Here is a 26,590-nt window from a genome sequence, read left to right on the forward strand (position 1 = left end):
CATGAAGGCCGAGTACTGGACCATCATCGCGTGCGGGATCTTCTTCGCGATCGTCGCGCCCGTCTACTGGGTTCTCACGCACGACCCCACCGGCACGTCGGCGTTGACCATGACGTTCCTTCTAACCGCCCTGCTGGGGTTCTACCTCGGCGTCGTGGCCAAGCAGATCCCCGACCGCCCCGAGGACCGCAGCGATGGCGAGATCGCGGACGGCGCCGGCGAGCAGGGGTTCTTCCCGCCCTACAGCTGGTGGCCCCTGTTCTGCGCCTCGGCGCTCGCGGTCGTGGTGCTGGGCGTCGTGATCGGCTGGTGGCTGTTCATCATCGGCGCCGTGCTCTTGTCGGTCGCGGCCATCGGCTGGATCTTCGAGTACTACCGCGGCATCCACGCCCACTGATCGCCTGACCTGCGCGACATCGCGACGCGTCGGATGACGCTCCGAGCGTGTCCGGACGGCGACCTGTCACCACCTAGAATGATCTGGTGAGGGATCTTCGTCTGCCGGCCGCGCTCCTGTGCGCGGCTCTTGTGGCTCTGTCCGCCTGCACCACCGACGGCGTCAAGGACGCCGTCACTCCCGACGACCCCAAGGATCCCATCACCCTGACGGCGAACGTCGAGCAGAAGGCTGCCGACGTCGAGGTCAGCACGATCGTCGCGGTCAAAGCGGCACACGGGTCGATCACCAGCGCGGTCCTCAAGAGCGACGACGGCATGTCCACGGTCAAGGGCCGGGTGGCTGGCGACTCATGGCTGGCGAGCCAGCGTCTGGAGCCTGGCACGGCCTACACGCTCAAGGTCGAGGGCACAGGAGAGGATGGCAAGCCCGGACACATCATCCGCCGCTTCACGACCCAGGCGTTGACCCTCGCCCAGCAAACCTACCCGTCCGTGGCGCCCCTCAAGGGTGAGACCGTCGGCGTCGGCATGCCGGTCATCGTCACGTTCGACGTCCCGGTCAAGAACCGGGCGCTCTTCGAGCGCAACATGCACGTGCAGTCGACCCCTGCTGTCGAGGGCTCATGGACCTGGTTCTCGGACCGCGAAGCGCACTTCCGCCCGCAGACCTTCTGGCCGGCCCATGCCCGGGTCAAGATCAACCTGCGCCTCAACGGCCTGCCCGCCGGTGCCGGCATCTACGGCCAGCAGGACCAGCTCGTCGACTTCAAGGTCGGGAGCAAGCGGGTGACGGTCGTCGACGTCGCGAAGCACCGACTCAAGTACACCGTGGACGGCAAGGTCGAGAAGACCATCCCGGTGACGACTGGCGACAACGGCCACCGCACGCGCGAGGGCACCAAGGTCATCATGGAGAAGTTCTCCTCGATCGACATGGACGCGGCCACCACAGGCGTCGACTCGGAGGATCCGGGCTACTACAACATCGAGAACGTCCGCTGGGCCATGCGAGTCACCAACTCCGGGGAGTTCCTGCACGCCGCGCCGTGGTCGGTGGGCTCGCAGGGCCGGGCCAACGTGAGCCACGGCTGCACCGGCATGAGCACCGCCAACGCGAGCTGGCTCTACCACCACTCCCGCCGCGGTGACGTCGTCCGCTACGTCCACAGCCCGAGGCCGCTGGAGGACCGCAACGGCTGGACCGACTGGAACGTCAGCTGGTCGACCTGGCTCAAGGGCTCAGCGCTCCACAGCGCCTGAGCGACGTACGACGAGCGCTGCGCGAGCCTTGTGCAGGTGCGGCATCAGGCCGTAGATGACGATGGGGACCGCCACGGTCGCGAGCACCAGGGTCCGCACGACGGTCGGCAGGTCCTTCAGCGTGTCGCCGAGGGCGAGGTTGATGACGCTCAGTGTCGGGAAGACCGCGATCCAGATCATCAGCGCGAGCTGGTGCTTGGTGGGCGGCGGGACGGGCGTACGCGGGGGAGTGACTCGTGAGGATGACATGACTCCAGCCTGCCGCGGCATCGCCAATCCGACAACTCAGTTTGCCAGTTCAGCGAATCGAGACCTCCACAGGCGACACGACGAAGCCCCCGCGAGTCGCTGACGGGGGCTTCGTGTCGTGGGAGCTCAGTGCACCCGGGGGATGCCGGTCTCGGACACGCCCTGGAACTCGTCGCCGAGCTCGACCGGGTGCCCGTTGTGATGGGCGAGATGCTCCTCGGCGTGGTGGACGTCCTCGACGGTGGGCTTGTCGACCGCACCGTCGTAGTAGATCGCCCGCGCCTTGGCGCGAATCTTGGCCATGCGGCCGTGCGGCGCGGCCACACCGTTGTGGTCGGTCTCCGGGGGAGCCTCGAGCACCGGTAGCCGGTCGTGGACGGTCAGCGTGTACTGGGAACCGACCGGCAGGGGCGCGTGGCGCTCGGTGAAGCCGCCGTCGGGCGAGCGCTCGATGACGCCCGTCTCGTAGCCGTGCAAGATGCGGTTGGCATCCGCACGCTGCAGGCCGATGCAGATCCGCTTGGTGATGATGAACATGATCACCGGCAGGACGAAGAAGCCGATCCGGCAGAACCAGGTGATTGCGTTGAGGCTCAGGTGGAACTTGGTCGCGATGATGTCGTTGCCGCCACCGATCCACAGCACGCCGTACGAGGTCATGGCCGCGACGATGAACGCAGTCCGGAACGGCGCGTTGCGCGGGCGCTCCAGCAGGTGGTGCTCACGCTTGTCACCCGTGATCCACTGCTCGAGGAATGGCCATGCCGCGCCGATGCCCAGGTAGACACCCGGCAGGATCGCCGCGGGAAGGAAGACGTTCCAGCTCCAGGTGTAGCTGAAGAACGTGCTCTCGAAGTTGGGCATGATGCGGACCGCGCCCTCCACGAAGCCCATGTACCAGTCCGGCTGGGAGCCGGCGGTGACCTCGGAGGGGTTGTAGGGGCCGTAGGCCCAGATCGGGTTGATCTGCAGCAGGGCGCCCAGCAGGGCAGTGAAGCCGAAGACCACGAAGAAGAACCCGCCCGCCTTGGCGGCGTAGACCGGGAGCATCGGGTAGCCGACGACGTTCTTCTCGGTGCGTCCAGGGCCAGGCCACTGCGTGTGCTTGTGGAAGACGAGCAGGATCATGTGCGCACCGATGAGCGCCAGGAGCAGCGCCGGGATCAGCAGGATGTGCGCCATGTAGAGGCGCGGGATGATCACGTCGCCGGGGAACTCGCCACCGAAGATGAAGAACTCGAGGTAGGAGCCGACGATCGGGATCGACCTCAGCAACCCGTCGACGAAGCGCAGGCCCGTGCCGGACAGCAGGTCGTCGGGGAGCGAGTAGCCCGCGAACCCCTCGACCAGGCCCAGGACCATCAGGCCGATGCCGATCAGCCAGTTGAGCTCACGCGGCTTGCGGTAGGCGCCGGTGAACATGACACGGAGCATGTGGACGATCATCGCGGCGACGAACAGCGCGGCCGCCCAGTGGTGGATCTGGCGGATCAGCAGCCCGCCGCGGATGTCGAACGAGATGTCGAGCGTCGAGGCGTACGCCTGGGACATCTCGAGCCCGTTGAGCGGCGTGTAGGACCCGTTGTAGGTCGTCTCCGCCATGCTCGGCTGGAACCAGAACGTCAGGAACGTGCCGGTCAGCAGCAGGACGACGAAGCTCCAGAGGGCGATCTCGCCCAGCATGAACGACCAGTGCTCGGGAAAGACCTTGCGGAGCAGGTGCGAACGCTTGCTGGCACCGGCGAGGCCGAGGCGGTCATCCAGCCACTCGACCGGTCCGGCGGCCTTCTTGCCGAAGCCGGTGTCCTCGATGTTGGTGCTGTCGTCGATGGTGCTCATGACTTATCGTCCAACCTCTTCTGGTCGCGTGCCAGTTCTGGATAGCTGGGCGCCACGATTTCGGGGAAGTCGCTCACGGCGATCAGGTAGCCCTCGGCGTCGAGCGCGAGGGGCAGCTGGGGGAGCGGCCGGTGCGCGGGACCGAAGATGACCTTGCCGTTGTCGGCCAGGTCGAACGTCGACTGGTGGCACGGGCAGAGCAGGTGGTGGGTCTGCTGCTCCCACAGGCTGATGGGGCAACCGACGTGCGTGCAGATCTTGGAGTAGCAGAGGATGCCGTCGATGCCCCAGTTCTCCCGGCCCTTGGCGGGCGAGATGTCCTCAGGGCGCATCCGGACGACGATCACGGCTGCCTTGGACTTCTCCTGCAGCAGCTCGGTGCCGTGGAGGACGGGGTGGCCGTCCTTGTCGGTCTCGTACATGATCGCGGGCTCGGCGTTGACCAGCTGGCCGACCTGCAGGTCAGACGGCTTGATCGGCGTGCCGGCGACGTCGTTGACGACGCGCATGCCCTTCTTCCACACGGTGTTCTTGTGGCCGTAGGGCAGTGGACCCATGTCACGGAGCAGGATGACCGTCGGCAGTGCCAGGGCACCCATCGAGAGGAACAGTGAACGGCGGATCATCGGGCGACGGCCGAAGCCGGACTCGTTGATGCCGTCGTTGAGGTCCTTGAGCGTGTCGGCACGGTCCTCGGCGCTCGAGCTCGCAGGGTGGCGCAGCTCGACCATCTCGTGGTCGCCCATGAGCTTCTTGGCCCACTGGATGATGCCGACGCCCATGAGCAGCATCGCGCCGCCGAGTGTCGCACCCAGCGTGAAGTTCATCGCCGACCAGCCCAGGAACGTCTGGTCCTTGTCGATCATGATGTAGCCGACGCAGAACCCGACGAGCAGCAGCGACGCCACCGTGAACATGCCGGAGATCTGTCGCTCGGCGCGCTTGTCCTGCGCCGGGTCGACGTCGGTCGGTCGGTACTGGTGATCCGGCAGGCCGGGGTCCTTGACCGGTTCGTGATCAGGCACGAGGTCCAGCTCGTCGCTCATTTCTTCTTCACTCTCGCTCCGTGCGCGCCGATCCAGATCGCCGCGATCAGCAGTCCGCCGATGCCGATGAGCCAGGTGAACAGGCCTTCGGACACCGGGCCGAGGCCGCCACCGGCCATGCCGCCGTAGTTGGGCTGGTTCTGCACCTGCTTGATGTAGGCGATGATGTTGCTCTTGTCCTCGGGCGTGATGACGTCGTCGGAGAACACCGGCATCTGCTGCGGCCCGGTGATCATCGCTTCAGCGATGTGCTTGGCGCTGACGCCGTCGAGCTTGGGGGCGTACTTGCCGCCCGGCAGGGCGCCACCGGCGCCGACCGAGTTGTGGCACGCCGTGCAGTTGGTGCGGAAGAACTCGCCGCCCTCACGGATCTGCTCGACGGTCTTGCCCGAGATGTCGGTGTACTCGGAGTCGGGGATGGCCGGTCCGGGTGCGAGGGACGCGATGTAGGCAGCGAGCTGCTTGGTCTCCTCGTCGGTGTACTCGGGGTCCTTGACCGGGGCCTGCGGAGCCGACTTGGCCATCGGCATGCGGCCGGTGCCGACCTGGAAGTCGACGGCGGCAGCGCCGACGCCGATCAGCGAGGGGCCGTAGTTGCTGCCACGCTTGGTCTCGATGCCGCTGGCGTTCTTGCCATGGCAGCTGGCGCAGCCGACCAGGAACAGCTGGCGACCGGCCTCGACGTCCTGCGTCGACGCGGTGTCAGCCTGCGCGGGCTTCGGTGCAAGTGCCGCCGAGAGGCCTCCCATGACGACGAGCGACATCAGGAGTACGACGATGCCGGCGAGTGGATGCCGGCGTCTGGTGGACAGTTTCCGCACCGAGAACCTCATTCCTTGAAGTGCTGCTGAGAATACCTTCGGGCGGTGACCCGACATGCAGTGAGGGGAGCCTTAACGGAGCACGTAGATCGTCGCGAACAGCCCGACCCAGACGATGTCCACGAAATGCCAGTAGTAGGACACCACGATCGAGGAGATCGCCTGCTCATGGGTGAACTTGCGGGCGGCGAACGTACGGCCGATGACCAGCAGGAACGCGATGAGGCCGCCGATGACGTGCAGGCCGTGGAACCCGGTCGCGAGGTAGAAGAGGCTGCCGTAGGGCGAGGAGGAGATCGTGACGTGCTCGGTGACCAGTGCGGCGTACTCCGTGGCCTGGCCGGCGATGAAGATCGAGCCCATGAGGTAGGTGAGGATGAACCACTCGCGCATGCCCCAGAGCTTGACCTGGAACAGGCGGCCGGAGCGGCCCGGCTTGCCGCGCTCCGCGGCGAACACGCCGAACTGGCAGGCGACCGACGACAGCACGAGGATCGTGGTGTTGGCCGTCGCGAACGGGATGTTGAGCTTCTCGGTCTCCTGCCCCCACAGCTCGGGGGAGATGTTGCGGATCGTGAAGTACGCGGCGAACAGGCCGGCGAAGAACATGAGCTCGCTGGAGAGCCACACGATGGTCCCCACCGTCACCATCGACGGACGGCCTTCTTGGCCATGGAGTCGGGAAGCAGGAATCACGGATGTAGTCGCCACGCGATCATTATGTACGATCGACCCGTGAGCGAGCACAAGCCCCTACGTGTCCTGGTCTACAGCGACGATCGTGATGTCCGCGCTGCCGTGCTTTCAGCCCTCGGAGCTCGCCCGCATCCTGACCTTCCGCCCTTCGAGTACGTCGAGTGCGCGACCGAGCCGGTCGTGTTCCAGCACCTCGACGAGGGCAAGATCGACCTGGTGATCCTCGACGGTGAGGCCGTGCCCGCAGGTGGCCTCGGCATCGCCCGGCAGATGAAGGACGAGATCTACCTGGCACCGCCGGTGCTCGTGCTGACCGGACGCCCGCAGGACGCCTGGCTCGCCACGTGGTCGCGTGCCGAGGCCGCGGTGTCCCACCCGATCGAGCCGATCCGCCTGGCCGAGGTCGTCATCGACCTCGCCCGCGGCGTGCTCCAACCCGGCTGACGGGCCGCTCGATGTCCACGACCTGGCCCGACGTCCTCTCCGCTCTCGTGTCGGGCGAGGACCTGGACGCGTCCTCCTCCGCCTGGGCGATGGAGGAGATCCTCTCCGGCAACGCCACGCCCGCCCAGATCGCCGGCTTCGCCGTTGCGCTTCGCGCCAAGGGCGAGACCCTCGCCGAGGTGCAGGGGCTCGTCGACTCGATGTATCGCCACGCCGTCCCGCTCAAGGTCGACGGGCGTGTCGTCGACATCGTCGGCACTGGGGGCGACCGCGCCAAGACCGTCAACATCTCGACGATGTCCGCCGTCGTGATCGCCGGCGCCGGCATTCCCGTCGTCAAGCACGGCAACCGGGCGGCGTCCAGCGCGAGCGGCTCGGCTGACGTGCTCGAGCAGCTGGGCGTACGCCTCGACGTCCCGCCCACCAAGATCGTCGAGGTGCTGCACGCGTGCGGCATCACGTTCTGCTTCGCCCCGGTGTTCCACGCGTCCTACCGCTTCACGGCGGTGCCTCGACGTGAGCTCGGCATCCCCACGACGTTCAACTTCCTCGGCCCGTTGACCAACCCGGCCCGGCCCGCGGCGATGGCGGTCGGTGTGGCGGACGCGCGGATGGCGCCGATCATGGCTGGCGTCCTCGGCGCGCGGGGAGCAGACGCCTTCGTGTTCCGCGGGGACGACGGGCTCGACGAGATCACGACGAGCACGACGACGCACGTGTGGATCGCCGATGGTGCGACCGGCGAGGTCTCCGAGGACACGATCGACCCGCGGGCGTTCGGGTTCGACTACACGCCGGTCTCCGAGCTCACGGGTGGTGACCCGGCGTTCAACGCCAAGGTCTTCGAGCGCGTGTTGGGTGGCGAGGAGTCGTCCGTACGAACGGCAGTCCTGCTCAACGCCGGCGCCGCCATCGCAGCGCACGAGGCGGCAGAAGGCGACCTGGAGAGCAGACTGCGATCCGGCATCGAGCGGGCGAAGGGGTCGATCGACACCGGCGCCGCCACGAAGGTCCTCGAGAACTGGGCCAGGACCACGCAGACCTTGGCCTAGAGCCCGATCGAGAACGCTTCCTCGAGGTCGTGCTGGCTGAACGTCTGGAACGCGATCTGGGTCTGCGTCGACAGCACGCCGTCGACCTTGTTGAGCTGGTCGGCAACGACCGTTGAGACGTCGTCGACCTGGCGTACGCGGACCATCGCCAGCAGGTCGAGGTCACCGGTGACGGAATAGACCTCACTGACCCCGTCGATGTCGGCGATCTGCTCGGCGATCTCGGAGAGCCGCGAGACCTCGGCCTGGATGAAGACGATGGCGGTGATCACGATCAGCACACTAAGGCATCTCGTCCCGCCCAGGCACGGCGCGCGCGGCCCCGCATCCCGTCTGGCGGCGTTATCGTCGGTCGCCGCACAACCCCGGTGCGCCTCCCTCCTCTGCCTTGCCAGCCGGGCGCGGATGCCACGCTCGCTGATCGAGCCTGGGCGGAACGAGGTGCCTAACCCGGCCGCTGGAGTCCCTGCCACGACGCGCTGGCGTCCTCGAACGGTGAGAGGTGGCGGGCCGCGCCGCTCAGCGGGGTGTGCCACGCGCCGCGGACCATGCGCAGGCCGGGGGACTCGAGCCAGCGCAGCAGCGTCTCGGTCTCCTCGGCGGTCGCGGCGGGGATCGGCCCGAACCCCGGCTCGACGGACTCCGCGGTGGCCAGGAGCGCGTCGACCCAACCGATCGGGTGGGTGCCCCGCGGCATGACGCCGGCCGCCGCGAGCCGGCCGAAGCGGATCACGTGGATCTCCCAGCCCTCGGGGTGTGGTGCCGCCGCGACGAGCTCGTCGGTGCCGGTCAGCTCGCGGAGCCGTTGGGTGCGGGCGACAGCGCGGAGGAAGCCGGTGAGCCGGTCGCGCCAGATCGCGGCATCCTCGAACCGCTCGGTGCGGGCCAGGTCGAGCATGCGGCCACGGATCGCCGTGACGAGCTCTTCGGGGTCACCCGTCATGGCCTTGCGCACGTGTGACACCTCGACGGCGTACGTCTCGAGGTCGACCGATCCGTCGCAGGGGGAGAGACAGTGGCCCATCTCGGCGAGGGCGCACGGCGAGATGTGTGACTTCTTGGCGAGCTTGGTGGTGCACTGGCGGATGCGGAAGGAGTCGTGCAGCGCCGTGAGGGCCCCTTCAGCGGCCGCGCGGCCGCGGAACGGACCGATGTAGTCGGCGTCGTCGTCGAGGATCTTGCGGACGATCGAGAGCCGGGGCCACGGCTCGCGGGTCAGCTTGAGCCAGCTGAGCCGGTCGGGGAATCGCGAACGCCGGTTGTAGGGCGGACGATGCTTGCCGATCAGGCGGAGCTCGCGGACCTGGGCCTCCAGGGACGTCGCGCAGACGATGCCTTCGATGCGCTGGGCGAGCATGACCATCTCGCCCATCCGGGTGCGCGTCTCGGCCTTGGTGAAGTAGGAACGTGTGCGCACACGGAGGTTGCGCGACGTGCCGACGTAGAGGATCTCGTCGCGGGCGTCGCGGAAGAGGTAGACGCCAGGTGCCTCGGGGAGGTGCTCGGCGAGATGGCGCTTGCGGCGCTGCTCCGGCTTGACCTTGGCGGTGTAGGTCGACACCTCCTCGAGCGTCGTGACGCCCAGCGGTCCCAGGCGCTCGAACAGGCCGTGCAGGACGTCGACCGTCGCTCGCGCGTCGGAGAGCGCGCGGTGGTTGGGCGTCGTCGTGGCGGAGAACTTCGCAGCCAACGTCACGAGCTTGCAGTTGGGCACCTCCTCGCGGGTCAGGACGCGCCGGGCCAGGATCGCGGTGTCCAGCGTCTCGAACCCCGGCCACGGGATGCCCAGCTCACGGCTGAAGTGCTTGAGGAAACCGACGTCGAACGGCGCGTTGTGGGCCACGAGCACGCTGCCTCGGGCGAATTCGAGGAAGCTCGGCAGCACCTCGGCGATCCGCGGAGCGCCGATGACCATCTGGTTGGTGATGCCGGTCAGCACCGTGATGTAGGCCGGGATCGCCTCGTCGGGGTTGACCAGGCTCTGGAACTCGCCGACCACCTCGCCGCCGCGGATCTTGACGGCTCCGAACTCGGTGATCTTGGAGCCCTTGGCAGCCGAGCCGCCGGTCGTCTCGAGGTCGACGACGCAGAACGTCGTGTCAGCCAGGGGACGGCCGAGCTCGTCGAACGATCCCTGAACTACCTCCATGTGGTTCACCGTAGGTGGGGGTACGGACACTGTGCCGGAGGCGCACGGAGTGCAGTGCCGGAGACACACCGGATGTGGTCCTGGAACCTGCAACGCGCGGCGTTTTTGTCCGGACCTCCTCCTAGCGTCATACCTGTCCCCGAACGACGGGGCGTGTGGCAACAGCAGGAGGTGCAAGCCATGATCGAGAATTCCCCCACCGACTCCGTGGTCGTCGATTGCGACCGGTGTCTCGTACGCAGCCCCAGTGCGTGCGGCGACTGCATCGTGACGGTCCTGCTCGGCGCTCCACCCGCCGGCATCGAGATCGATCCCGAGGAGATGGCGGCGCTCGGCGTGCTCGCCGATGCGGGCCTCACACCGCCCCTGCGCCTTGTGACCCCGGTCACCGGCCCCGAGACACAAGCTGGTTGAGAGTTGAACTGACCCCGACCTCCCCCTACAGTGGGGCCTTGTGTGACCGGTGAACGCCGTCCCCCCCGGGCGGCGTCGGGCGCACCGCCGAATTGCCACAGTCATGGGGAAGATGTCTGAGGCGAACCGGGGACCCATGTGTGTGGGGTGAATCGGATCGCGCTGATCTGTCAAAGGATCGGCGCGGACCGTAGGGCAGACCTTGGCCCGAACCCGTCAGCTCACCCGGTAGGCGTCGAGGCAACATAGGAGTCTTGCGTGCGCTTGCCCGCTACCCGAACACGTCGTCAAGGATTTGCCGCAGCTGCGGTGCTCGCTCTGATCGGTGGGCTGTTCGCCCTGCCGTCGGCCGGAGCCGATCCAGCTGTCACGCCCAAGGACGTCAAAGCCGCGTTCCACAAGGCCGAGGCCATGAACGAGCAGGTCAACCAGCTCGAGGTCCAGGCCAAGCAGACGCAGTCCGAGATCGACGACCTCACCGGTGACATCAACCGCGACCTCGGCGAGTACAACCGCCAGAAGGCCGAGCTCGGCGACGCGATCGCCCAGCAGCAGATGGACGCGCCCCTCGGGCCGAGCGTCAACCTGCTCGCCAGCGGCGACCCCGACCAGTTCCTGGCCGGCCTGGGCGCAGTGCAGGCGCTCAACAGCACCCGCGCCGACGCGCTCGAGAAGTTCGGCGAGATCAGCAAGGAGCTCAAGAACCGCCGGGCGCAGCTCCAGGACCGCAAGGCCGAGCTGGCCGCAGCCCAGAAGGACGCTGACGCCAAGCGCGACAAGATCCGCAAGCAGTACGCCGACGCCAAGGCCGAGCTCGCGCGCCTCACCGCGGCTGAGCAGGCCACGTTCAACGCCAGCGACACCGACATGCCGGAGGTCGACGCCTCGGGCCGTGCCAAGACCGCGATCAACTTCGCGCTCGCGCAGCTCGGTGACCCCTACGTCTACGGCGGCACCGGCCCCGACAGCTGGGACTGCTCCGGACTCATCATGAAGGCGTGGGCCGCGGCCGGTGTCTCGCTCCCGCGTGTCGTGGGTCCGCAGATGGCCGCCACCACCCGCGTCGCGATGAACGCGTTGCAGCCCGGCGACCTCGTGGCGTACGGCGACATGTCCCACATCGGCATGTACCTCGGTGGCGGCAAGGTCGTCCACGCGCCCCGACCCGGCAAGAGCGTCGAGATCACGAGCCTCAGCGGCTTCAGCGTCGGCGGGCGGGTTGGCTGACCCAGGCCGAAGGCTGGGGCCGAATGCGGTCGCAGTCCTAGTCCTGGTCGCAATGGGCGCGGCGCTGCTGGTCTGGCAGCGCCCATGGCAGGAATCCGGCGGCCCCGTCGTCGGCATCCCTGCCGACGCCTCCTCGGAGCTCACGGCCCAGTTCCGCAGCTTGACCGAGGCGGGCTCGGAGTCGGAGTTCATCTCTGCGGCCGGCAGGTCCAAGGCAGCGAAGGCTTTCGCCCGCCGCGCCTGGCGGGCGCGCGAGGCGCTCGGCGCCAACGCCGTCGAGCTCCGGTACGTCAGCGGTGGCGACGTCGCTGACCGCGCTGACGGTTCGGCGCTGGCGACGGTCGACGTCAGCTGGCGCGCGGGCGAACAGATCGGGCTCAGCGACACCACGGTCCATACGTCGTCGGTCGCGTTCCGGGTCACGCCGCAGGCCAACGGTCACTTCTCGCTGATCGGTGCAAGGCCGCGCGAGGGCGCCCTGCCGATCTGGCTGGCCGGCGACGTGGCGGTCGAGCGCAGCTCCGGCGCGGTCGTCATCCGGGTCGACGGCGGCGACTCGGAGCTGCCGGTGGAGTCGATGGCCACCGGTGCGCGCGCCGCTGTCGGGCGGGTGGTGTCCGGGACGAAGGGCGATGTCACGGTCGTCTCGCCGCACACCCAGAACCAGATGGCGCGACTCGTGGGGCAGCCGCTCGACCAGGTCCGCCAGATCGCGGCCGTCACGACCCGGTTGGACGGCCGGGGTGGCACGTCGGCCGACACGGTCATCGTGCTCAATCCCGCAGTGTTCTCGACGATGGACCGGCGCGCCGCCCAGGTCGTCCTGACGCACGAAGCCACCCACCTGCTCACCCACGCGGTCGGCACGTCAGCCGAGAGCTGGGTGGTCGAGGGATTCGCCGACTACGTCGCACTCCATGACGACTCGGCGTCGTTGTCGGTCAGCGCCGGTCAGATCCTCGGTGAGGTCAAGGCGGGCCGAACGCCGGAGCACCTGCCCTCCGCCACCGACTTCGACGCCGAGTCGCACGGCCTCGGTGCGGTCTATGAGTCCGCGTGGATGATCTTCCGGATGCTGGGGGAGCGCTACGGCGACGCCCGCGTGGTGGAGTTCTACAAGGCCGTGATGGCCGGCACCACGCTCGACGACGCGTTGGCGACGTCATTCGGCCTCACCACCGCGCAGCTCACCACCCAATGGCAGGACTACCTCGAGAAGAGCGCCTCGACCGTGTCGTGAAAGTCGCGGAGCACGGCGTTGCGCTTGACCTTGAACGACGGAGTCAGATAGCCGTTGTCCTCGGTCCAGTCCTCGGGCAGGATCACGAACTTGCGGATCGACTCGGCCTGGGAGACCTGTGAGTTGGCGTCGTCGATCGCCTTCTGCACCTCGACCTGCAGCGCCGGATCGTCAAGGTCGCCGGTCCAGGCCTCGGCGTCGATCGTGACGAGGGCGGCGACGAACGGCTTGCCGTCGCCGACCACGAGGCACTGGCTGACGTACGAGTTGGCGCGCACGCGGTCCTCGAGCACGGCGGGAGCGACGTTCTTGCCGCCCGCCGTCACGATGATCTCCTTCTTGCGCCCTGTGATGCGTACGTAGCCGTCGTCGTCGACCTCGCCGAGGTCGCCGGTCGCGAACCAGCCGTCGGCGTCGAGGGCCTCGGCCGTCGCTTCGTCGTTGTGCCAGTAGCCGGTGAAGACCTGCGGACCGCGGAAGCTGAGCTCGCCGTCCGGCCCCACCCGCACCTCGGTGCCGGGCAGCGGTCGACCGACCGTGCCGATGCGCTGGTCGTCCGGCGTGTTGACGCAGAGCGCTGCGGTCGTCTCGGTGAGGCCGTAGCCCTCGAGGACCGAGACGCCGATGCCGCGGTAGAAGTGCGCGAGGCGGTCGCCGAGCGGCGCACCGCCGGAGATCGCCCACTCCGCGTGGCCGCCGAGGGCGTCGCGCAGCCGTCCATAGACCAGTCGGTCGAACAGTGCGTGCCGCGTGCGCAGCGCGATGCCGGGCTTCCCGTTGTCGAGCGCCTTGCTGTACGCGATCGCCGTCTGCGCGGCCCGGTCGAAGATCTTGCCCTTGCCGTCGGCGTACGCCTTGCTGCTCGCGGTGTTGAAGACCTTCTCGAACACGCGCGGGACCGCGAGCACGAACGTCGGCTGGTACGACCCCAGGTGGGTCACCAGGTCCTTGACGTCGGCGGTGTGGCCCAGCTTGGCTCCAGAGCGGATCGCACCGACCTGGATGATGCGGGCGAACACGTGCGCGAGCGGCAGGAACAGCAGCGTCGATGCGCCGTCGTGCTCGAACAGCTCCGGAAGCTCGGGAAGCGCGGCACCGAGCTCGTAGCGGAAGTTGCCGTGCGTGAGCTTGCAGCCCTTGGGGCGTCCCGTCGTTCCGGACGTGTAGATCAGGGTCGCGAGCGTGTCGCTCGTCAGCGCGGAGCGGCGGGACTCGACGTCGGCGTCACTGACGCCTGCGCCGCGCTCGGTGATCTGGTCGATCGCGCCGTCGTCCAGCACCCAGACGTCGCGGAGGTCCGGCGCCTCGGCCATCGCCTCCTTGACCCTGGCGAGGTGCGCTTCGGACTCGACGATCGCCGCGATCGCCCCGGAGTCGGAGAGGATCCAGGCGATCTGCGCTGTGGAGGAGGTCTCGTAGACCGGGACCGTTGCGGCGCCGATCCACCAGATGGCGTAGTCGGCGACGGTCCATTCGTAACGCGTCTTGGAGAGCAGTGCGACACGATCGCCGGGGGAGACCCCGGACCCGACGAGGCCCTTGGCCACGGCGAGAACGTCGTGGTGGAAGTCGCCGAGTGTGACGTCCTGCCACTCACCGTCCACCATCCTGGCGAGGGCGACATCGCCGGCATGTCCGGGAAGACGGTCGAGAATGTCGTGGGAGAGGTTGCCGAGTTCGGGTGCATGCGCCTGTGTCACGTACGGCAGGCTACTCTCACGGGCTCCGGCGCACGGAATCGGTGGCGGAGCCGGCGACCTCCCGGGGACAGTGCCCAGCCGCCACACCACTAGCATGGGGACACACATCGAGCCGGACGAGGAGGGGTGATGGCGCGAACCACGAGCGACATCGTCATCGATGCTCCAGCGGACCGGATCATGGACGTCATCGCGGACTTCGGGTCCTATCCGGACTGGGCGACGGGCGTCAAGACCGCCGAGATCGTCGCGTCGGACAACGGCCGGGCCAAGCAGGTCCACTTCGTCCTCGACGCCACACCGATCCGCGACGAGTACGACCTGGGCTACACGTGGGACGGCAACACGTCCGTCTCGTGGAGCCTTGCCGAGAAGGGTTCGATGCTGAAGTCGATGGACGGGGCGTACATCCTCGAGCCGATCGACGGCGCACAGACCCGCGTGACCTACCAGCTGGCCGTCGACGTCTCGATCCCGCTGCTCGGCATGCTCAAGCGCAAGGCCGAGAAGGTCATCATCGACACGGCCCTCAAGGGGTTGAAGAAACAGGTCGAGGCCCGGTGACCGAACACAGCTCCAGCGCTGGCTCCGCGGCATCTGACCCGGTGGGCTCGGTCGCCGAGGAGGCATTCAAGCTGTTCCGCACCATGGCGTCCCAGCCCAACGCAGAGACCGGCGATGGCGGGCATCACGTGTGCACGACGTCGTGGTGCCCCGTGTGCCAGGTTGCCGGCTTCGTGCGCGACAACCCGGACGCCCTCGCCAAGGTGTCGGAGTCCGCGGCACAGCTCACCCGCTCGCTCCGCGAGCTCATCGACACAGCACTGACACCTCGGGAAGAGACATGACACTGGCCGTTGGCGTCGACATCGGCGGAACCAAGATCGCGACAGGGCTCGTCTCCGAGGACGGCAAGATCCTCGACTCGGTCTCAGAGCCCACGCCCGACGACGCGACCAAGATCCCCGCGATCGTGGCTGACCTCGTCGAGCGTCTCGTCGGTGACGAGAAGGCTGCCGGCATCGGCATCGGTGCCGCCGGATTCGTCGGCGAGGACCGCTCGACGATCCGTTTCGCGCCCAACATCGACTGGCGCGAGGAGCCGCTCGGCGAGCAGGTGCGCGCACTTGTGGGCCTTCCCGTCGTCGTCGAGAACGACGCCAACGCGGCGGCGTGGGGCGAGTTCCGCTTCGGCGCCGGCGAGGACACCGACGACCTGCTGCTCGTGACGATCGGCACCGGCATCGGCGGCGGCATCGTGCACCGAGGTCAGTTGTTCCGCGGTGGCTTCGGCGTCGCAGCCGAGATCGGCCACATGCGCGTCGTCCCTGACGGCATCCTGTGCGGCTGCGGCCAGCACGGGTGCTGGGAGCAGTACGCCAGCGGCAGCGCCCTCGTACGCAATGCGCGTGAGCGCGTCGCGAACGAGGACGAGGGCGCCGCGGCCATCGCCGCCCTCGGCAACGGTGACCTCGGCAAGATCACCGGCCCCGGCATCACCAAGCTGGCCCAGGCCGGTGACCCGCTGTCGATCGAGCTCCTCGCGGAGCTCGGGCGGTGGATGGGCGAGGGGATCGCGGTCCTCACGACGATCCTCGACCCCAGCGTCATCGCGATCGGTGGTGGCGTCGGCGCGGCCGGCGACCTGCTGATGAACCCGGTCGTGGAGGCGTTCGAGGCCAATCTGCCGGCCCGCGCCCACCGACCGGAGGCGGCCCTGCGTCTGGCCGCCCTTGGCAACCACGCCGGCATCATCGGCGCCGCCGATCTCGCCCGGGTCGAGCCGACCGATGGCTGACAAGCTCGCCGTCGGGATCGACATCGGCGGCACCAAGATCGCCGCCGGCGTGGTCGACGAGGACGGTCACATCCTGGCCCGGCTCAAGCGGGAGACCCCGACGACCGAGCCGCTCGAGGTCATCGACGCGATCGCCGACATCACCGAGGAGTTCCGCCGCGAGCATCACATCCGTGCGATCGGCGTTGGCGCGGCCGGCTTTGTCGACGCCACACAGTCGACGGTTCTCTTCGCACCGCACCTGGCGTGGCGTCACGAGCCCCTCCGCGACGCGGTGGCCCGGCGCACGGGCCTGCCGGTGCTGGTCGACAACGACGCCAACGCGGCAGGCTGGGCCGAGTGGCGCTACGGAGCGGCGCAGAACGAGGCCGACCTCGTCCTGATCACGCTCGGCACCGGCATCGGCGGCGCGATCGTCATCGACGGCCAGCCCTATCGCGGCCAGTTCGGCATCGCAGGGGAGTTCGGCCACATGCAGGTCGTCCCCAACGGCAACCAGTGCGAGTGCGGCAACCTGGGGTGCTGGGAGCAGTACGCCAGTGGCCGTGTCCTGACGCGCCGCGCCCGCGCCGCTGCGACCGAGGGCACGGTGTTCGGCAAGAAGCTGTTGGCCGAGGCCGGCGGCGAGGTCACGTCGATCGAGGGTCATCTCGTCACCAAGCACGCCCAGGCCGGCAACGACGAGGCGATCGAGTGGATCGCCGAGGTCGGTGACTGGCTCGGTGTCGGCATCGCCAACCTCGCGGCGGCGCTCGACCCCGGCATGTTCGTGATCGGCGGTGGCGTCAGCGACGCCGGCGAGCTGCTCGTCGGCCCGGCGCGCGCGGCCTTCAGTCGTACGTTGACGGGTCGCGGCTACCGTGCCGAGGCGCGGATCGTACGAGCCCACCTCGGGCCCGAAGCCGGCCTCATCGGTGCTGCGGACATGGCACGACTCACAGCACGGCGCCGTCGTCCGGCCAATCCTTCCGCGAGGGCCCGTGTTCGGGCAACTGCAAGATCAAGTAGATCGCCGCGCCGACGAAAATGAGCGAGGCGGCCGCCACGATGGCTCGGTCGAGGAACACCCCGGACACCGTCGCGAGCACGAGCGACAGCGGCGCGCCGAGCACGCCGACCCAGGCGAGCAGGACGCTGCGGCGACGGGGGATCAGCGGCGTCGAGTCGACCTGCCGGTAGAACGGTTCCTCCACGTCGTCGGCAGCGTCGACCTTGTCCTCGGTCATCGGTGACCACTCCGGCTTCGGCTCCACAGCCGGTTCCTGCGGCTGGTCGACGAATGACAGGTCGAGCTCGAGCCCTTCGACGATCTTGTCGAAGTCGTCGCGCTCAGTCATCGGGATTCCCCACATGCTCGGCGATGAACGCCGCGGTGCGGTCGAAGATCACCTGGTCGTCGTTGTCGATCGTCGCGACGTGATAGCTCTCGGGCAAGGCGACGAAGTCCAGGACCTTGGACGACACGCCCGCCCGGATCAGGTCGACCGAGGTCGCGTCGAGGACGTGGTCCTCGTCGGACTTGAAGATCAGCAGCGGCTGGGTGACCTTGTCGAGGTTGTCGCGGACGTCCTTCCACATCTGGAGCTGCGACGCGAGGGCCTTGAGCGGCGTCCGGGTGTAGCCGACCTCGTCCTGTCCCGGCTTCTTGATGTCGTTGCCGATGCCCGGCAGCGAGCGCACGGCCCACTTGAGGACGGGGAGGAGCTTGAGGTCGAAGCGGGCGAGGTTGACGACGGGATTGACCACCACGACGGCGTCGATGTCATCCGGTCGCTGCTCAGCGAGCCGCAGGGCGAGGCAACCACCCATCGACAGGCCCGCGACGACGACGTGGTCGCAGCTCGCGCGGAGCTCGGTCAGTGCGGCGTCGACCTCGGCGTACCACTGCTCCCACCGCGTCGTGTTGAGGTCCTGCCACGTCGTGCCGTGGCCGGGGAGCCGCGGCACACGCACCGTGTGGCCCAGGCTCGCGAGCTGTTTGGCCCACGGCGTCATGGAGGCGGGGGAGCCGGTGAAGCCGTGGCTCAGGAGCACTCCAGTGCGGCCGCCGTCCGCGGAGAACGGCTCGGCGCCGGGCAGCAGGGCAGGTGACGTCGTCGAGGTCATGGGTTCATCTTCCCCCATCGTCGTTTCGATCGGGTCGCATCATGCGAAAGGCATGCGGTTCAGAGTAGTGTCCTGTCCGTGTTCTATTGGTTCCTGAAGTTCCTCGCACTGGGCCCCTTGCTCAAGCTGATCTTCAGGCCGTGGGCCGAGGGCACCGAGAACGTGCCGAAGGAAGGTGCGGTCATCCTGGCCAGCAACCACCTGTCGTACGCCGACTGGCTGTTCATGCCGCTCGTGATCCCACGCCGGGTCACGTTCGTGGCCAAGGCCGAGTACTTCGAGGGCTCGGGCGTCAAGGGCTGGCTGCAGAAGACATTCTTCTCCGGTGCCGGCCAGGTGCCGATCGACCGCACGAGTGGCTCCGCCGCCGCAGGAGCGATCAAGACGCAGTTGCGGCTCCTCGCCGACGGCGAGGTCTGCGGCATCTATCCCGAGGGCACACGCTCGCACGACGGCAAGCTCTATCGCGGACGCACCGGAGTGGCACGGCTCGCGCTCGAGGCCGGCGTCCCGGTCATCCCGCTGGCGGTCATCGGCACGGACGTCGTCGCGCCTCCCGGCAAGATCTTCGGCAAGTTCGCCCGGCCGGGCGTCCGCTTCGGCAAGCCGCTCGACTTCAGCCGCTACGAGGGCATGCAGGACGATCGCTACATCCTGCGTGCGGTCACCGACGAGATCATGTACGAGATCATGCGACTCTCGGAGCAGGAGTACGTCGACCTCTACGCCCAGGACTCCAAGAAGCGCGATCGCGACGCGGAGCGTGAGGCCGCCAAGGTCGCCGCCCGGGCCGAGGCCGACGAGGTCTGGGACCAGATCAAACCTGAGTAACGAACCCACCAACGAAGGGAAGCTCGATGCGCGTCGGCATGCTCACTGGGGGAGGCGACTGCCCCGGACTCAACGCGGTCATCCGAGGCGCCGTGCGCAAGGGTGTGTCCACGTACGGCCACGAGTTCGTCGGGTTCCGCGACGGCTGGCGCGGGCCGCTCGAGAACGACACCATCACGCTCGACATCAATGCCGTCCGCGGCATCCTGCCCCGGGGCGGCACGATCCTCGGCTCGTCGCGCACCAATCCGTTCGCGATCGAGAACGGCGTCGAGCTGATCAAGGACAACCTCGCGGCCAACGGCTGTGACGCGCTGATCGCGATCGGCGGCGAGGACACCCTCGGCGTGGCGACCAAGCTCGCGGACCTGGGAGTCAACGTCGTCGGCGTGCCCAAGACGATCGACAACGACCTGTCCGGCACCGACTTCACCTTCGGCTTCGACACCGCGGTCAACATCGCGATGGAGGCCATCGACCGGCTGCACACGACCGCCGAGTCGCACCACCGCGTGCTCGTCGTCGAGGTCATGGGCCGTCACGCGGGCTGGATCGCGCTGCATGCCGGTCTCGCCGGCGGCGCCAACATCATCCTGATCCCCGAGCGCCCGTTCGACATCGACAAGGTGTGCGCCCAGGTCGAGAGCCGGTTCGCGACGCACTACTCACCGATCATCGTGGTCTCGGAAGGTGCCGTGCCGGCCGATGGTGGGTCGATGTCGCTGGTCAGCGGCGAGAAGGACGCCTTCGGCCACGTACGCCTCGGCGGCATCGGCGACCGGCTCGCGTCGGAGATCGAAAAGCGTACGGGCCAGGAGGCTCGCGCTGTCGTGCTGGGTCACATCCAGCGTGGCGGCACGCCCACGGCGTTCGACCGCTGGCTCGCCACGCGATTCGGCCTGCACGCGATCCAGGCGGTGCACGAGGGCGACTTCGGCACGATGGTCGCCCTGCGCGGCACCGACATCGCCCGCGTCCCGCTGTCGGAGGGCACCAAGGAGCTCAAGGTCGTACGCCCCGAGCTCTACGAAGAAGCCGAAGTTCTGTTTGGCTGAGGCGCGCGGCTCGTTCCTCGCCGCTCCAGCGACTCCTTCGTCGCCGCTGCCGGGCTCCGCCCGGGCGCCCGCCTCGCTGCGCTCGGCCCATGGTCCGGACGAGTGGGGCCGCGGGCGGCCTTCGCACCTCAACCATCGGTTGTCCCATCCCATCACGGCGTGCGCGGGGCATGACGAGACCCGCGTATCATTCTGGGGTGAGTATTCCCAGCCTTGACGACCTCCATGCGATGGGCGCTGCCCAGCAGCCCACGTATGTCGATCCGTCCGCCCGCGACGCCGCGGTGCAGACGCTGCGGAAGATGCCGCCGCTGGTTTTTGCCGGCGAGTGCGACGCGCTGCGCGACCGGCTCGCCGAGGTCGCCCGCGGCGAGGCGTTTCTGCTCCAGGGCGGTGACTGCGCCGAGACGTTCGAGGGCGTGACCGCCGAGAACGTTCGCAACAAGCTCCGTGTGCTGCTGTCGATGGCCGTCGTGCTGACCTACGCCGCGAGTGTCCCGGTCGTCAAGGTCGGCCGCCTCGCCGGGCAGTACGCCAAGCCGCGCTCCAGCGACACCGAGACCCGCGACGGCGTGACCCTGCCGGCCTACCGCGGCGACGCCGTCAACGGCTTCGACTTCAACGCCGCTTCCCGTGCCCACGACCCCCAGCGGCTCGTGGACGTCTACAACGCCTCGGCCTCGACGCTCAACCTCGCGCGCGCCTTCACGACCGGTGGCTACGCCGACCTGCGCCAGATGCACGCGTGGAACACCGACTTCGTCAAGAACAGCCCGGTGGGCGAGCGCTACGAGCGCATCGGCGCCGAGATCGACCGCGCGCTCGCGTTCATGGACGCGATCGGCGTCGACCCCGACGAGTTCCACACCGTCGACTTCTTCTCCTCGCACGAGGCCCTGATCCTCGAGTACGAACACTCGCTGACCCGCATCGACTCGCGCACGGAGCGCCCGTACGACGTGTCGAGCCACTTCGTGTGGATCGGCGAGCGCACGCGCCAGCTCGATGGCGCGCACGTCGAGCTGATGAGCAAGATCGCCAACCCGATCGGCGTCAAGCTCGGCCCCACCAGCACCGCCGACGACGCGATCGCGCTCTACGAGAAGCTCAACCCCGAGCGCACGCCGGGCAAGATCACCTTCATCACCCGTTTCGGCGCCGGCAAGATCCGTGAGGGCCTGCCCAACCTGGTCGAGAAGGTCACCGCTGCCGGCATCGAGGTCGCGTGGGTGTGCGACCCCATGCACGGCAACACGTTCGAGACCTCCAACGGGTACAAGACCCGCGAGTTCGACGACGTCATCGACGAGGTCCGTGGGTTCTTCGAGGTGCACCGCGCGCTCGGCACCTGGCCCGGCGGCGTGCACGTCGAGCTGACCGGTGACGACGTCACCGAGTGTGTCGGCGGCGGCGCCAAGCTGTCGGCCGAAGACCTGACGCACCGCTACGAGACGCTGTGCGACCCGCGCCTCAACCGTGCCCAGAGCCTCGAGCTCGCGTTCCTGGTGGCCGAAATGCTGTCTGGTCGTTCTTGAGTTTTCTCGCTTCTCGATGGGGTCGGGGTCGATGACTGCTCTTGGTCGTCCGCTCACTTCTGATCGACGTTGCAGGGTCCTTGGTAGTTCCTTCGAGGTGCATCGGTTGGTCCCCGCGCGCTGGTCCACGCGTCGCGTCGTGACGGAGCCTTCGAGTGGCCGGGTCAGGGGTGGCTGAGTCATGAGTGAGCTCACGTATTCGGAGGTGGGGGCGACGGCTCATGTGCCGTTGCCTGTCGGCTATCACCACGTACGCGCGACGCGATCGCTCGGCGTCGTCGACCTCGAGGAGGTTGCCGAGGCGCTCATGACCTGGCAGATGCAGGAGCGGTCGGGCGTACGCCTGGTGAGTGGGCCGCCGCGAGCGACCATTGGCGCAGACGTCATGTTCCGGTTCTTCGGACAGAAGGTCCCGTGCCGCGTCGTCGACGTCGTCGACGAGCCCGATCGGCGCGGCTTCGCCTACGGGACGCTGCCGGGTCACCCGGAGACTGGGGAGGAGCGGTTCACCGTCGAGCGTGACCCCGCGTCCGGCGAGGTGACCGCGATCGTCACGGCATTCTCCAACCCCGCGCTGTGGCGGACCAGGCTCGCCGGGCCGCTCGGCCGGATCCTGCAGCGGGCGATGACGCAGCGCTACCTCAACGCGCTCTAGTCCCCGGGATTCGGACGCGAATCCGCCTCGACGCGTGTCTCGCTACGTCCGGAGGTCTCTGCAAGGATCATCGCGGCCAGCACAAGCGCACCGCCGATCAGGAGACGCCAGCCCACTCCCTCGTTGCCCAGCCAGATGGCGAAGGTCGCCGCGAAGACCGGCTCCATCGTCATGAGCAGCGCCGCACGCGAGGCGTCGAGCTGGCTCTGTGCCCAGGTCTGCGCCAGCATCGCCAGCGCACCGGCGGCGAGCGCCATGTAGACCGTCGCGATCCAGTCGCCGGAGCGGTCCGGCAGCGTGACGCCCCCGGGCGCGGCGGCGACGAAGCACAGCGCCGCGATGACGCCCATCTGGATCGTCGCCATCGCGTACGCATCCTTGGCCGACGACCACCGTGACAGCACCACGATGTGCACCGCGTAGAGGATCGCGCAGACGAACGTGATCGACTCGCCGAACCCGACGGCGAACCCACGGAGGGAAAGGATCGCGAGGCCGACGGTCGACAGGCCGACCGCGAACCACACCGTCCGGGACACCTGCTGCCGGAAGGCCAACGACGCAAGCACGGGGGTCGCGACGACGTACAGGCCCGTGATGAATCCCGACACGCTCGCATCGGTGTGCCCGAGGCCGACGGTCTGCATGATCTGCGCGACACCATAGATGCCGCCGGCGTACGCACTGCGGCGACGCACCTCGGGGGAGAGGCGTGCGATCGCGCGGGGTGCGAGCAGCACCATCACGGTGAACGCGATCGCGAAGCGTACGGCGAGGAAGTCCGGCGCCGGAATGCGATCGAGCAGGTCCTTGATCAGGAAGAACGTGGAGCCCCAGACCGCGGTGACACCGAGGAGTGCTGCCGCGGCGAGCCTGGTGCGCACGGGTCAGAAGCCGACGACGGTGACGGTGCTGCCCTTGGGCCGCTTCGACCCTGCCGGCGGGGTCTGTGCCTTGACGATGAAGTTGCCGGCACCGAACGCCGTCATCTTGAGGCCGACCTTCGCGAGCATCTTCTCGGCGAACGCCCGGCTGTGATTGACGAGGTTGGGCACCTCGACCATCTCGGGGCCCTTGGAGACCGTCAGTGTGATGGTGTCGCCCTTGACCTGCGTGCCCTGGAACGGTGTCTGGGACACGACGTTGCCTTCGTCGACGTCGGTGCTGAAGACCTGGCTCGCCGAGACCTTGAAGCCGGCGTCCTCGAGCCCCTTCTTGGCGTCGGCGAACGGGCGACCGCGATAGTCCTCGACCTTGATCGGCTTGGGGCCCTTGCTGACCCCGAGGACGACTTCTGTGCCGCGCTTGAGGTCATCGGTCACCGCGTAGTTGGTCACGCCGATGACGCGACCCTTGTCGACCTTCTCGTCGTAGACGTTCTTGGTGTCACCCACGACGAGGTCGACCTTCTTGAGCGCCGCGGTCGCAGCGGTCACGGTCATGCCCTTGAGATCTGCGGGGACGTGGACGCGGTCAGGACCCTTGGACACGACCGCATCGATCGTGCTGCCCGGCAGGATCTTGGCTCCCGGCTCGGGATTGGTGTCGATCACGGTGCCTGCGGGCCGATTCTCCGAGAACGCCTCCTTGGTGACCTTGAGCTCGAAGCCCTGCTTCTGTGCCGTCTCCTTGGCGAGGGCGACGGCGCTGCCCTCGAGCACCGGCGTGTCGTCGTAGCGGCCGACGCTGAACCAGTAGCCGACGGCGAAGACCAGTAGTGCCAGCAGGACCGCCAGGATCAGGAGGTTGCGTCCACGGTGCGACTTCGGCTCGCCGGCGCGCGCCTTCTTGTAGTCCTCGGCCGACATGATCGGATGCAGACCCGCGGGGCGGTCGGCGGCCTCCGGGAGCACGGGCGGGGCGTCGAGGCCTGCGCGGGTTGGGGGGTCCACCGGCGCCAGCGGGGCCAACCCGGCGGACCACTGCACCGTGGCCTCGTCGACGTGGACTGCCTCGGTCGGCTCGGACGCGGAGGACGAGGTCGGGCGCGCCACGGGTGGGACGCGAGGCACCGAGACCGTGGGGGCATCGTCGTCGGCGTGGCGTGCTCCGGGCAGGAGGTCGGCAACCAGATCGGGATCGTCGGTCAGGCCGGCGTCGAGCGCCCGCTGCACGGACCGGACCTGCTGCAGCATGACGCGCGCATCAGTGGACCGCTGGTCGCGGTCGCGGACGGTGGCCCGCGCGACGAGCGCATCGACGTACGCCGGGATGCCGGGCACGACCGCCGACGGCGCGCCGATGTCCTCGTGAACGTGCTTGTAGGCCACCTGGATCGGCGACTCGCCGGCATGCGGCTTGAGCCCCGTGAGCATCTCGTAGAGCATCGCGCCGCACGCGTAGATGTCGGATCGGGCGTCGGCTCCGTCGTTGGTGACGATCTCCGGAGCGAGGTAGGAGACCGTGCCGATCAGCGTGCCGCCGGTCGCCGTCGTGGCCGCGCTGACCGCGCGCGCCAGGCCGAAGTCGGCGACCTTGACGTCGCCGTCGGGAGTGATGAGGACGTTCTCGGGCTTGACGTCGCGGTGGATGATCTTGGCCGCGTGGGCTGCCGAAAGTGCCACGAGCACCTGCTCGAGCAGCTCGAGCGCGCGATAGGGYGGCATCGGCGCTTCTTCGCGCATGAGGTCGCGCAAGGTGCGCCCCGGCACGTACTCCATGACGAGGTAGGTGACGTCGCCGTCGCGCCCTTGGTCGAAGACCGAGACCACGTTGCGGTGGTTGAGCTTGGCGGCCGACTTGGCCTCACGGACGAATCTGTCGGTGAACTGCTGGTCGTCGCCGAGGCCGTGGTGCATGACCTTGATCGCAACGTCGCGGTCGAGCCGGCGGTCGACAGCGAGAAAGACGCTGGCCATGCCGCCGCGCGCGATGCGATCGCCGATCAGGTAGCGGTCGCTGAGGACGCGCCCGACCAGGGCCTCGTCGCCCGTCACCGTCACGCCGCTCTCCCTCGATCCTTGGATCCCCCGACCCGTCCACTGATTCTAGAGACTCTTCCACATGGAGAACGTGACGGTGGGCGTGTCACGGTCTTGTCGTGACGTTCGCCACTCGGAATGATCGTGCGCGACGAGCTCGGGATCAGCGTGTTCGACGGGTTGCTGTGAGCGCGAGCGGCCCCAATACGTCGCGCGCTCTCGCACCGAGGCGGTCGATCGCCTCATCGGCCTCCGCCTCGAGCCGGGCGATGTCGTCCTCGACGGCGGCGAGTGCTCCCGACGTACGGATGAGGTCGCGCACGGGGGCGACGCCCTCGGACGTGCCGAGGGACGAGCGGAGCAGCTCTCGGCCGGGCTCGTCGGTCAGCTCTGCAGCCCGAGCCACCAACACGGTGCGTTTGCCCTCTCGGAGGTCGTCCCCGGCGGGCTTGCCGGTCAGGTCGGGATCGCCGAACACGCCAAGCACGTCGTCGCGCAGCTGGAATGCCTCGCCGAGGGGGAGTGCGACCTCGCTCAGTGCCTGGATCAGGTCTGGACCGGCGCCGGCCAGAGCCGCGCCGATGTGGAGGGGCCGCTCCACGGTGTACTTGGCGGACTTGTAGCGCACGACCTTCATCGCCTCGGCGACCGACAACGAGGCGCGGGTCTGTCCCGCGACGTCGAGGAACTGGCCGGCGACGACCTCGGTCTTGCACAGGTCGAGGAACCCGAAGGCCTCGTCGGTGTGCGGGAGGCCGTTGCTGCGAAACAGCTCGTCGCACCAGGACAACAGCAGGTCACCCAGCAGGACCGCAGCCGAGGCGCCGAAGCCGGCCGGATCGCCGTGGCGGGACTCCTCGCGATGCTGCGCCTCGAACGCGCGGTGCACGCTGGGTCTGCCGCGGCGAGTGTCTGATCCGTCCATCAGGTCGTCGTGCACGAGCGCGCTGGCCTGCAGCCACTCGAGGGCTGCCGCCGCTGTGACGATTCCGGGCTCGTCGGGGTCGCCGCCGGCGACGAGCCATCCGGCGTAGCAGAACTGGGGACGCAGGCGTTTGCCGCCGGCGACGAACCCGATGGCGGCGTCGGCGAGGCCTTCGAGGTCGGGTCCGAGCTCGGCGAGCATCAGGCGCTGTCCTGCCACGAAGGAGTC

28 protein-coding genes and 1 riboswitch are annotated in these 26,590 nt (G+C 68.3%); of the genes, 15 read left to right on the forward strand and 13 right to left on the reverse strand.

Features of this window, described 5'->3' with window-relative positions; all coding sequences use genetic code 11:
- Nucleotide 1: 1 nt before the first annotated feature.
- Together AC1DVU_RS10475 and AC1DVU_RS10480 are read left to right on the forward strand one after the other, a co-directional pair.
- Entirely contained in the window at nucleotides 2-397 is a 396-nt protein-coding gene (locus AC1DVU_RS10475) for a cytochrome c oxidase subunit 4 (RefSeq protein ID WP_476922369.1), read from the forward strand.
- A gap of 86 nt (nucleotides 398-483) precedes the next feature.
- Nucleotides 484-1,659 (forward strand): L,D-transpeptidase, encoded by a 1,176-nt coding sequence (locus AC1DVU_RS10480; RefSeq protein ID WP_476922370.1) that lies wholly within the window; start codon nucleotides 484-486, stop codon nucleotides 1,657-1,659.
- Here AC1DVU_RS10480 and AC1DVU_RS10485 read toward each other — a convergent pair.
- The 5 genes from AC1DVU_RS10485 to ctaE all read right to left on the reverse strand — a co-directional run bounded on the left by AC1DVU_RS10485 (nucleotide 1,639) and on the right by ctaE (nucleotide 6,361).
- A complete protein-coding gene (locus AC1DVU_RS10485) occupies nucleotides 1,639-1,908 on the reverse strand; it encodes a hypothetical protein (protein ID WP_476922371.1) in 270 nt (89 codons plus the stop codon). The two genes, AC1DVU_RS10480 and AC1DVU_RS10485, sit on opposite strands and share 21 nt — an antisense overlap.
- Nucleotides 1,909-2,034: 126 nt before the next feature.
- The gene (qcrB, locus tag AC1DVU_RS10490) at nucleotides 2,035-3,747 is read right to left on the reverse strand and encodes a cytochrome bc1 complex cytochrome b subunit (protein ID WP_476922372.1); all 1,713 of its coding nucleotides are present in this window, start codon (nucleotides 3,745-3,747) and stop codon (nucleotides 2,035-2,037) included.
- Complete coding sequence (qcrA, locus tag AC1DVU_RS10495) at nucleotides 3,744-4,793, reverse strand: cytochrome bc1 complex Rieske iron-sulfur subunit (RefSeq protein ID WP_476922373.1); 1,050 nt, start codon at nucleotides 4,791-4,793, stop codon at nucleotides 3,744-3,746. Before qcrA ends, qcrB begins: the two co-directional genes overlap by 4 nt.
- Complete coding sequence (gene qcrC, locus AC1DVU_RS10500) at nucleotides 4,790-5,614, reverse strand: cytochrome bc1 complex diheme cytochrome c subunit (RefSeq protein WP_476922374.1); 825 nt, start codon at nucleotides 5,612-5,614, stop codon at nucleotides 4,790-4,792. Before qcrC ends, qcrA begins: the two co-directional genes overlap by 4 nt.
- A 72-nt stretch (nucleotides 5,615-5,686) precedes the next feature.
- Entirely contained in the window at nucleotides 5,687-6,361 is a 675-nt protein-coding gene (ctaE, locus tag AC1DVU_RS10505; RefSeq protein ID WP_476922375.1) for an aa3-type cytochrome oxidase subunit III, read from the reverse strand.
- Here ctaE and AC1DVU_RS10510 point away from each other — a divergent pair.
- Nucleotides 6,350-6,754, forward strand: a complete 405-nt coding sequence (locus AC1DVU_RS10510; RefSeq protein ID WP_476922376.1) for an Rv3143 family two-component system response regulator — start codon at nucleotides 6,350-6,352, stop codon at nucleotides 6,752-6,754. The genes ctaE and AC1DVU_RS10510 overlap by 12 nt on opposite strands.
- An 11-nt stretch (nucleotides 6,755-6,765) precedes the next feature.
- Entirely contained in the window at nucleotides 6,766-7,806 is a 1,041-nt protein-coding gene (gene trpD, locus AC1DVU_RS10515) for an anthranilate phosphoribosyltransferase (protein ID WP_476922377.1), read from the forward strand.
- On the opposite strand, the gene AC1DVU_RS10520 is transcribed toward trpD, so the two are convergent.
- On the reverse strand, nucleotides 7,803-8,078 hold the full coding sequence (locus AC1DVU_RS10520; RefSeq protein WP_476922378.1) for an Lrp/AsnC family transcriptional regulator: 276 nt from the start codon (nucleotides 8,076-8,078) through the stop codon (nucleotides 7,803-7,805). The two genes, trpD and AC1DVU_RS10520, sit on opposite strands and share 4 nt — an antisense overlap.
- A gap of 173 nt (nucleotides 8,079-8,251) precedes the next feature.
- Nucleotides 8,252-9,955 carry a DEDD exonuclease domain-containing protein gene (locus AC1DVU_RS10525; RefSeq protein WP_476922379.1) on the reverse strand — a complete coding sequence of 568 codons (1,704 nt, stop codon included), beginning with the start codon at nucleotides 9,953-9,955 and terminating at the stop codon, nucleotides 8,252-8,254.
- A gap of 180 nt (nucleotides 9,956-10,135) precedes the next feature.
- On the opposite strand from AC1DVU_RS10525, the gene AC1DVU_RS10530 reads away from it, so the two are divergent.
- The 3 genes from AC1DVU_RS10530 (at nucleotide 10,136) to AC1DVU_RS10540 (ending at nucleotide 12,836) form a co-directional block, all read left to right on the forward strand.
- Nucleotides 10,136-10,369 carry a hypothetical protein gene (locus AC1DVU_RS10530; protein ID WP_476922380.1) on the forward strand — a complete coding sequence of 78 codons (234 nt, stop codon included), beginning with the start codon at nucleotides 10,136-10,138 and terminating at the stop codon, nucleotides 10,367-10,369.
- Between the two features lie 75 nt (nucleotides 10,370-10,444).
- Nucleotides 10,445-10,619, forward strand: a riboswitch (cyclic di-AMP (ydaO/yuaA leader).
- Between the two features lie 8 nt (nucleotides 10,620-10,627).
- Nucleotides 10,628-11,596 (forward strand): NlpC/P60 family protein, encoded by a 969-nt coding sequence (locus AC1DVU_RS10535; RefSeq protein ID WP_476922381.1) that lies wholly within the window; start codon nucleotides 10,628-10,630, stop codon nucleotides 11,594-11,596.
- 52 nt (nucleotides 11,597-11,648) lie between these two features.
- Nucleotides 11,649-12,836, forward strand: a complete 1,188-nt coding sequence (locus AC1DVU_RS10540; RefSeq protein ID WP_476922382.1) for a peptidase MA family metallohydrolase — start codon at nucleotides 11,649-11,651, stop codon at nucleotides 12,834-12,836.
- Here AC1DVU_RS10540 and AC1DVU_RS10545 read toward each other — a convergent pair.
- Nucleotides 12,803-14,536, reverse strand: a complete 1,734-nt coding sequence (locus AC1DVU_RS10545; protein WP_476922383.1) for an AMP-dependent synthetase/ligase — start codon at nucleotides 14,534-14,536, stop codon at nucleotides 12,803-12,805. The genes AC1DVU_RS10540 and AC1DVU_RS10545 overlap by 34 nt on opposite strands.
- 129 nt (nucleotides 14,537-14,665) lie before the next feature.
- On the opposite strand from AC1DVU_RS10545, the gene AC1DVU_RS10550 reads away from it, so the two are divergent.
- Genes AC1DVU_RS10550 through AC1DVU_RS10565 form a run of 4 tightly spaced genes read left to right on the forward strand, consistent with a single transcriptional unit; the run spans nucleotide 14,666 to nucleotide 17,364 of the window.
- Nucleotides 14,666-15,100 (forward strand): SRPBCC family protein, encoded by a 435-nt coding sequence (locus tag AC1DVU_RS10550; RefSeq protein WP_476922384.1) that lies wholly within the window; start codon nucleotides 14,666-14,668, stop codon nucleotides 15,098-15,100.
- Nucleotides 15,097-15,384: a hypothetical protein gene (locus tag AC1DVU_RS10555; protein WP_476922385.1), complete on the forward strand. Its 288-nt coding sequence runs from the start codon at nucleotides 15,097-15,099 to the stop codon at nucleotides 15,382-15,384. Before AC1DVU_RS10550 ends, AC1DVU_RS10555 begins: the two co-directional genes overlap by 4 nt.
- A complete protein-coding gene (locus AC1DVU_RS10560) occupies nucleotides 15,381-16,334 on the forward strand; it encodes an ROK family glucokinase (protein WP_476922386.1) in 954 nt (317 codons plus the stop codon). Before AC1DVU_RS10555 ends, AC1DVU_RS10560 begins: the two co-directional genes overlap by 4 nt.
- Nucleotides 16,327-17,364: an ROK family glucokinase gene (locus AC1DVU_RS10565; RefSeq protein ID WP_476922387.1), complete on the forward strand. Its 1,038-nt coding sequence runs from the start codon at nucleotides 16,327-16,329 to the stop codon at nucleotides 17,362-17,364. Before AC1DVU_RS10560 ends, AC1DVU_RS10565 begins: the two co-directional genes overlap by 8 nt.
- On the opposite strand, the gene AC1DVU_RS10570 is transcribed toward AC1DVU_RS10565, so the two are convergent.
- Nucleotides 17,270-17,671, reverse strand: coding sequence for a hypothetical protein (locus AC1DVU_RS10570; protein WP_476922388.1), 402 nt, complete (start codon nucleotides 17,669-17,671; stop codon nucleotides 17,270-17,272). The two genes, AC1DVU_RS10565 and AC1DVU_RS10570, sit on opposite strands and share 95 nt — an antisense overlap.
- Entirely contained in the window at nucleotides 17,664-18,440 is a 777-nt protein-coding gene (locus AC1DVU_RS10575; RefSeq protein WP_476922389.1) for an alpha/beta hydrolase, read from the reverse strand. The genes AC1DVU_RS10570 and AC1DVU_RS10575 overlap by 8 nt, the downstream gene beginning before the upstream one ends.
- A 78-nt stretch (nucleotides 18,441-18,518) precedes the next feature.
- On the opposite strand from AC1DVU_RS10575, the gene AC1DVU_RS10580 reads away from it, so the two are divergent.
- The 4 genes from AC1DVU_RS10580 (at nucleotide 18,519) to AC1DVU_RS10595 (ending at nucleotide 22,516) form a co-directional block, all read left to right on the forward strand.
- Nucleotides 18,519-19,271 (forward strand): lysophospholipid acyltransferase family protein, encoded by a 753-nt coding sequence (locus AC1DVU_RS10580; RefSeq protein ID WP_476922390.1) that lies wholly within the window; start codon nucleotides 18,519-18,521, stop codon nucleotides 19,269-19,271.
- 38 nt (nucleotides 19,272-19,309) lie between these two features.
- The gene (locus tag AC1DVU_RS10585; protein WP_476922391.1) at nucleotides 19,310-20,326 is read left to right on the forward strand and encodes a 6-phosphofructokinase; all 1,017 of its coding nucleotides are present in this window, start codon (nucleotides 19,310-19,312) and stop codon (nucleotides 20,324-20,326) included.
- 170 nt (nucleotides 20,327-20,496) lie between these two features.
- Nucleotides 20,497-21,861: a class II 3-deoxy-7-phosphoheptulonate synthase gene (locus tag AC1DVU_RS10590; protein WP_476922392.1), complete on the forward strand. Its 1,365-nt coding sequence runs from the start codon at nucleotides 20,497-20,499 to the stop codon at nucleotides 21,859-21,861.
- Nucleotides 21,862-22,042: 181 nt separating this feature from the next.
- Nucleotides 22,043-22,516 carry a DUF1990 family protein gene (locus AC1DVU_RS10595; RefSeq protein WP_476922393.1) on the forward strand — a complete coding sequence of 158 codons (474 nt, stop codon included), beginning with the start codon at nucleotides 22,043-22,045 and terminating at the stop codon, nucleotides 22,514-22,516.
- Here the strand turns inward: AC1DVU_RS10595 and AC1DVU_RS10600 are convergent.
- The 3 genes from AC1DVU_RS10600 to AC1DVU_RS10610 form a co-directional block, all read right to left on the reverse strand.
- Nucleotides 22,513-23,400, reverse strand: coding sequence for a DMT family transporter (locus AC1DVU_RS10600; protein WP_476922394.1), 888 nt, complete (start codon nucleotides 23,398-23,400; stop codon nucleotides 22,513-22,515). The two genes, AC1DVU_RS10595 and AC1DVU_RS10600, sit on opposite strands and share 4 nt — an antisense overlap.
- A 3-nt stretch (nucleotides 23,401-23,403) precedes the next feature.
- On the reverse strand, nucleotides 23,404-25,458 hold the full coding sequence (gene pknB, locus AC1DVU_RS10605; protein WP_476922395.1) for a Stk1 family PASTA domain-containing Ser/Thr kinase: 2,055 nt from the start codon (nucleotides 25,456-25,458) through the stop codon (nucleotides 23,404-23,406).
- A 142-nt stretch (nucleotides 25,459-25,600) separates the two neighbouring features.
- Nucleotides 25,601-26,581, reverse strand: a complete 981-nt coding sequence (locus AC1DVU_RS10610) for a polyprenyl synthetase family protein (RefSeq protein ID WP_476922396.1) — start codon at nucleotides 26,579-26,581, stop codon at nucleotides 25,601-25,603.
- Between the last annotated feature and the right edge of the window lie 9 nt (nucleotides 26,582-26,590).

Source organism: Aeromicrobium sp. P2_G6 (assembly GCF_056403535.1).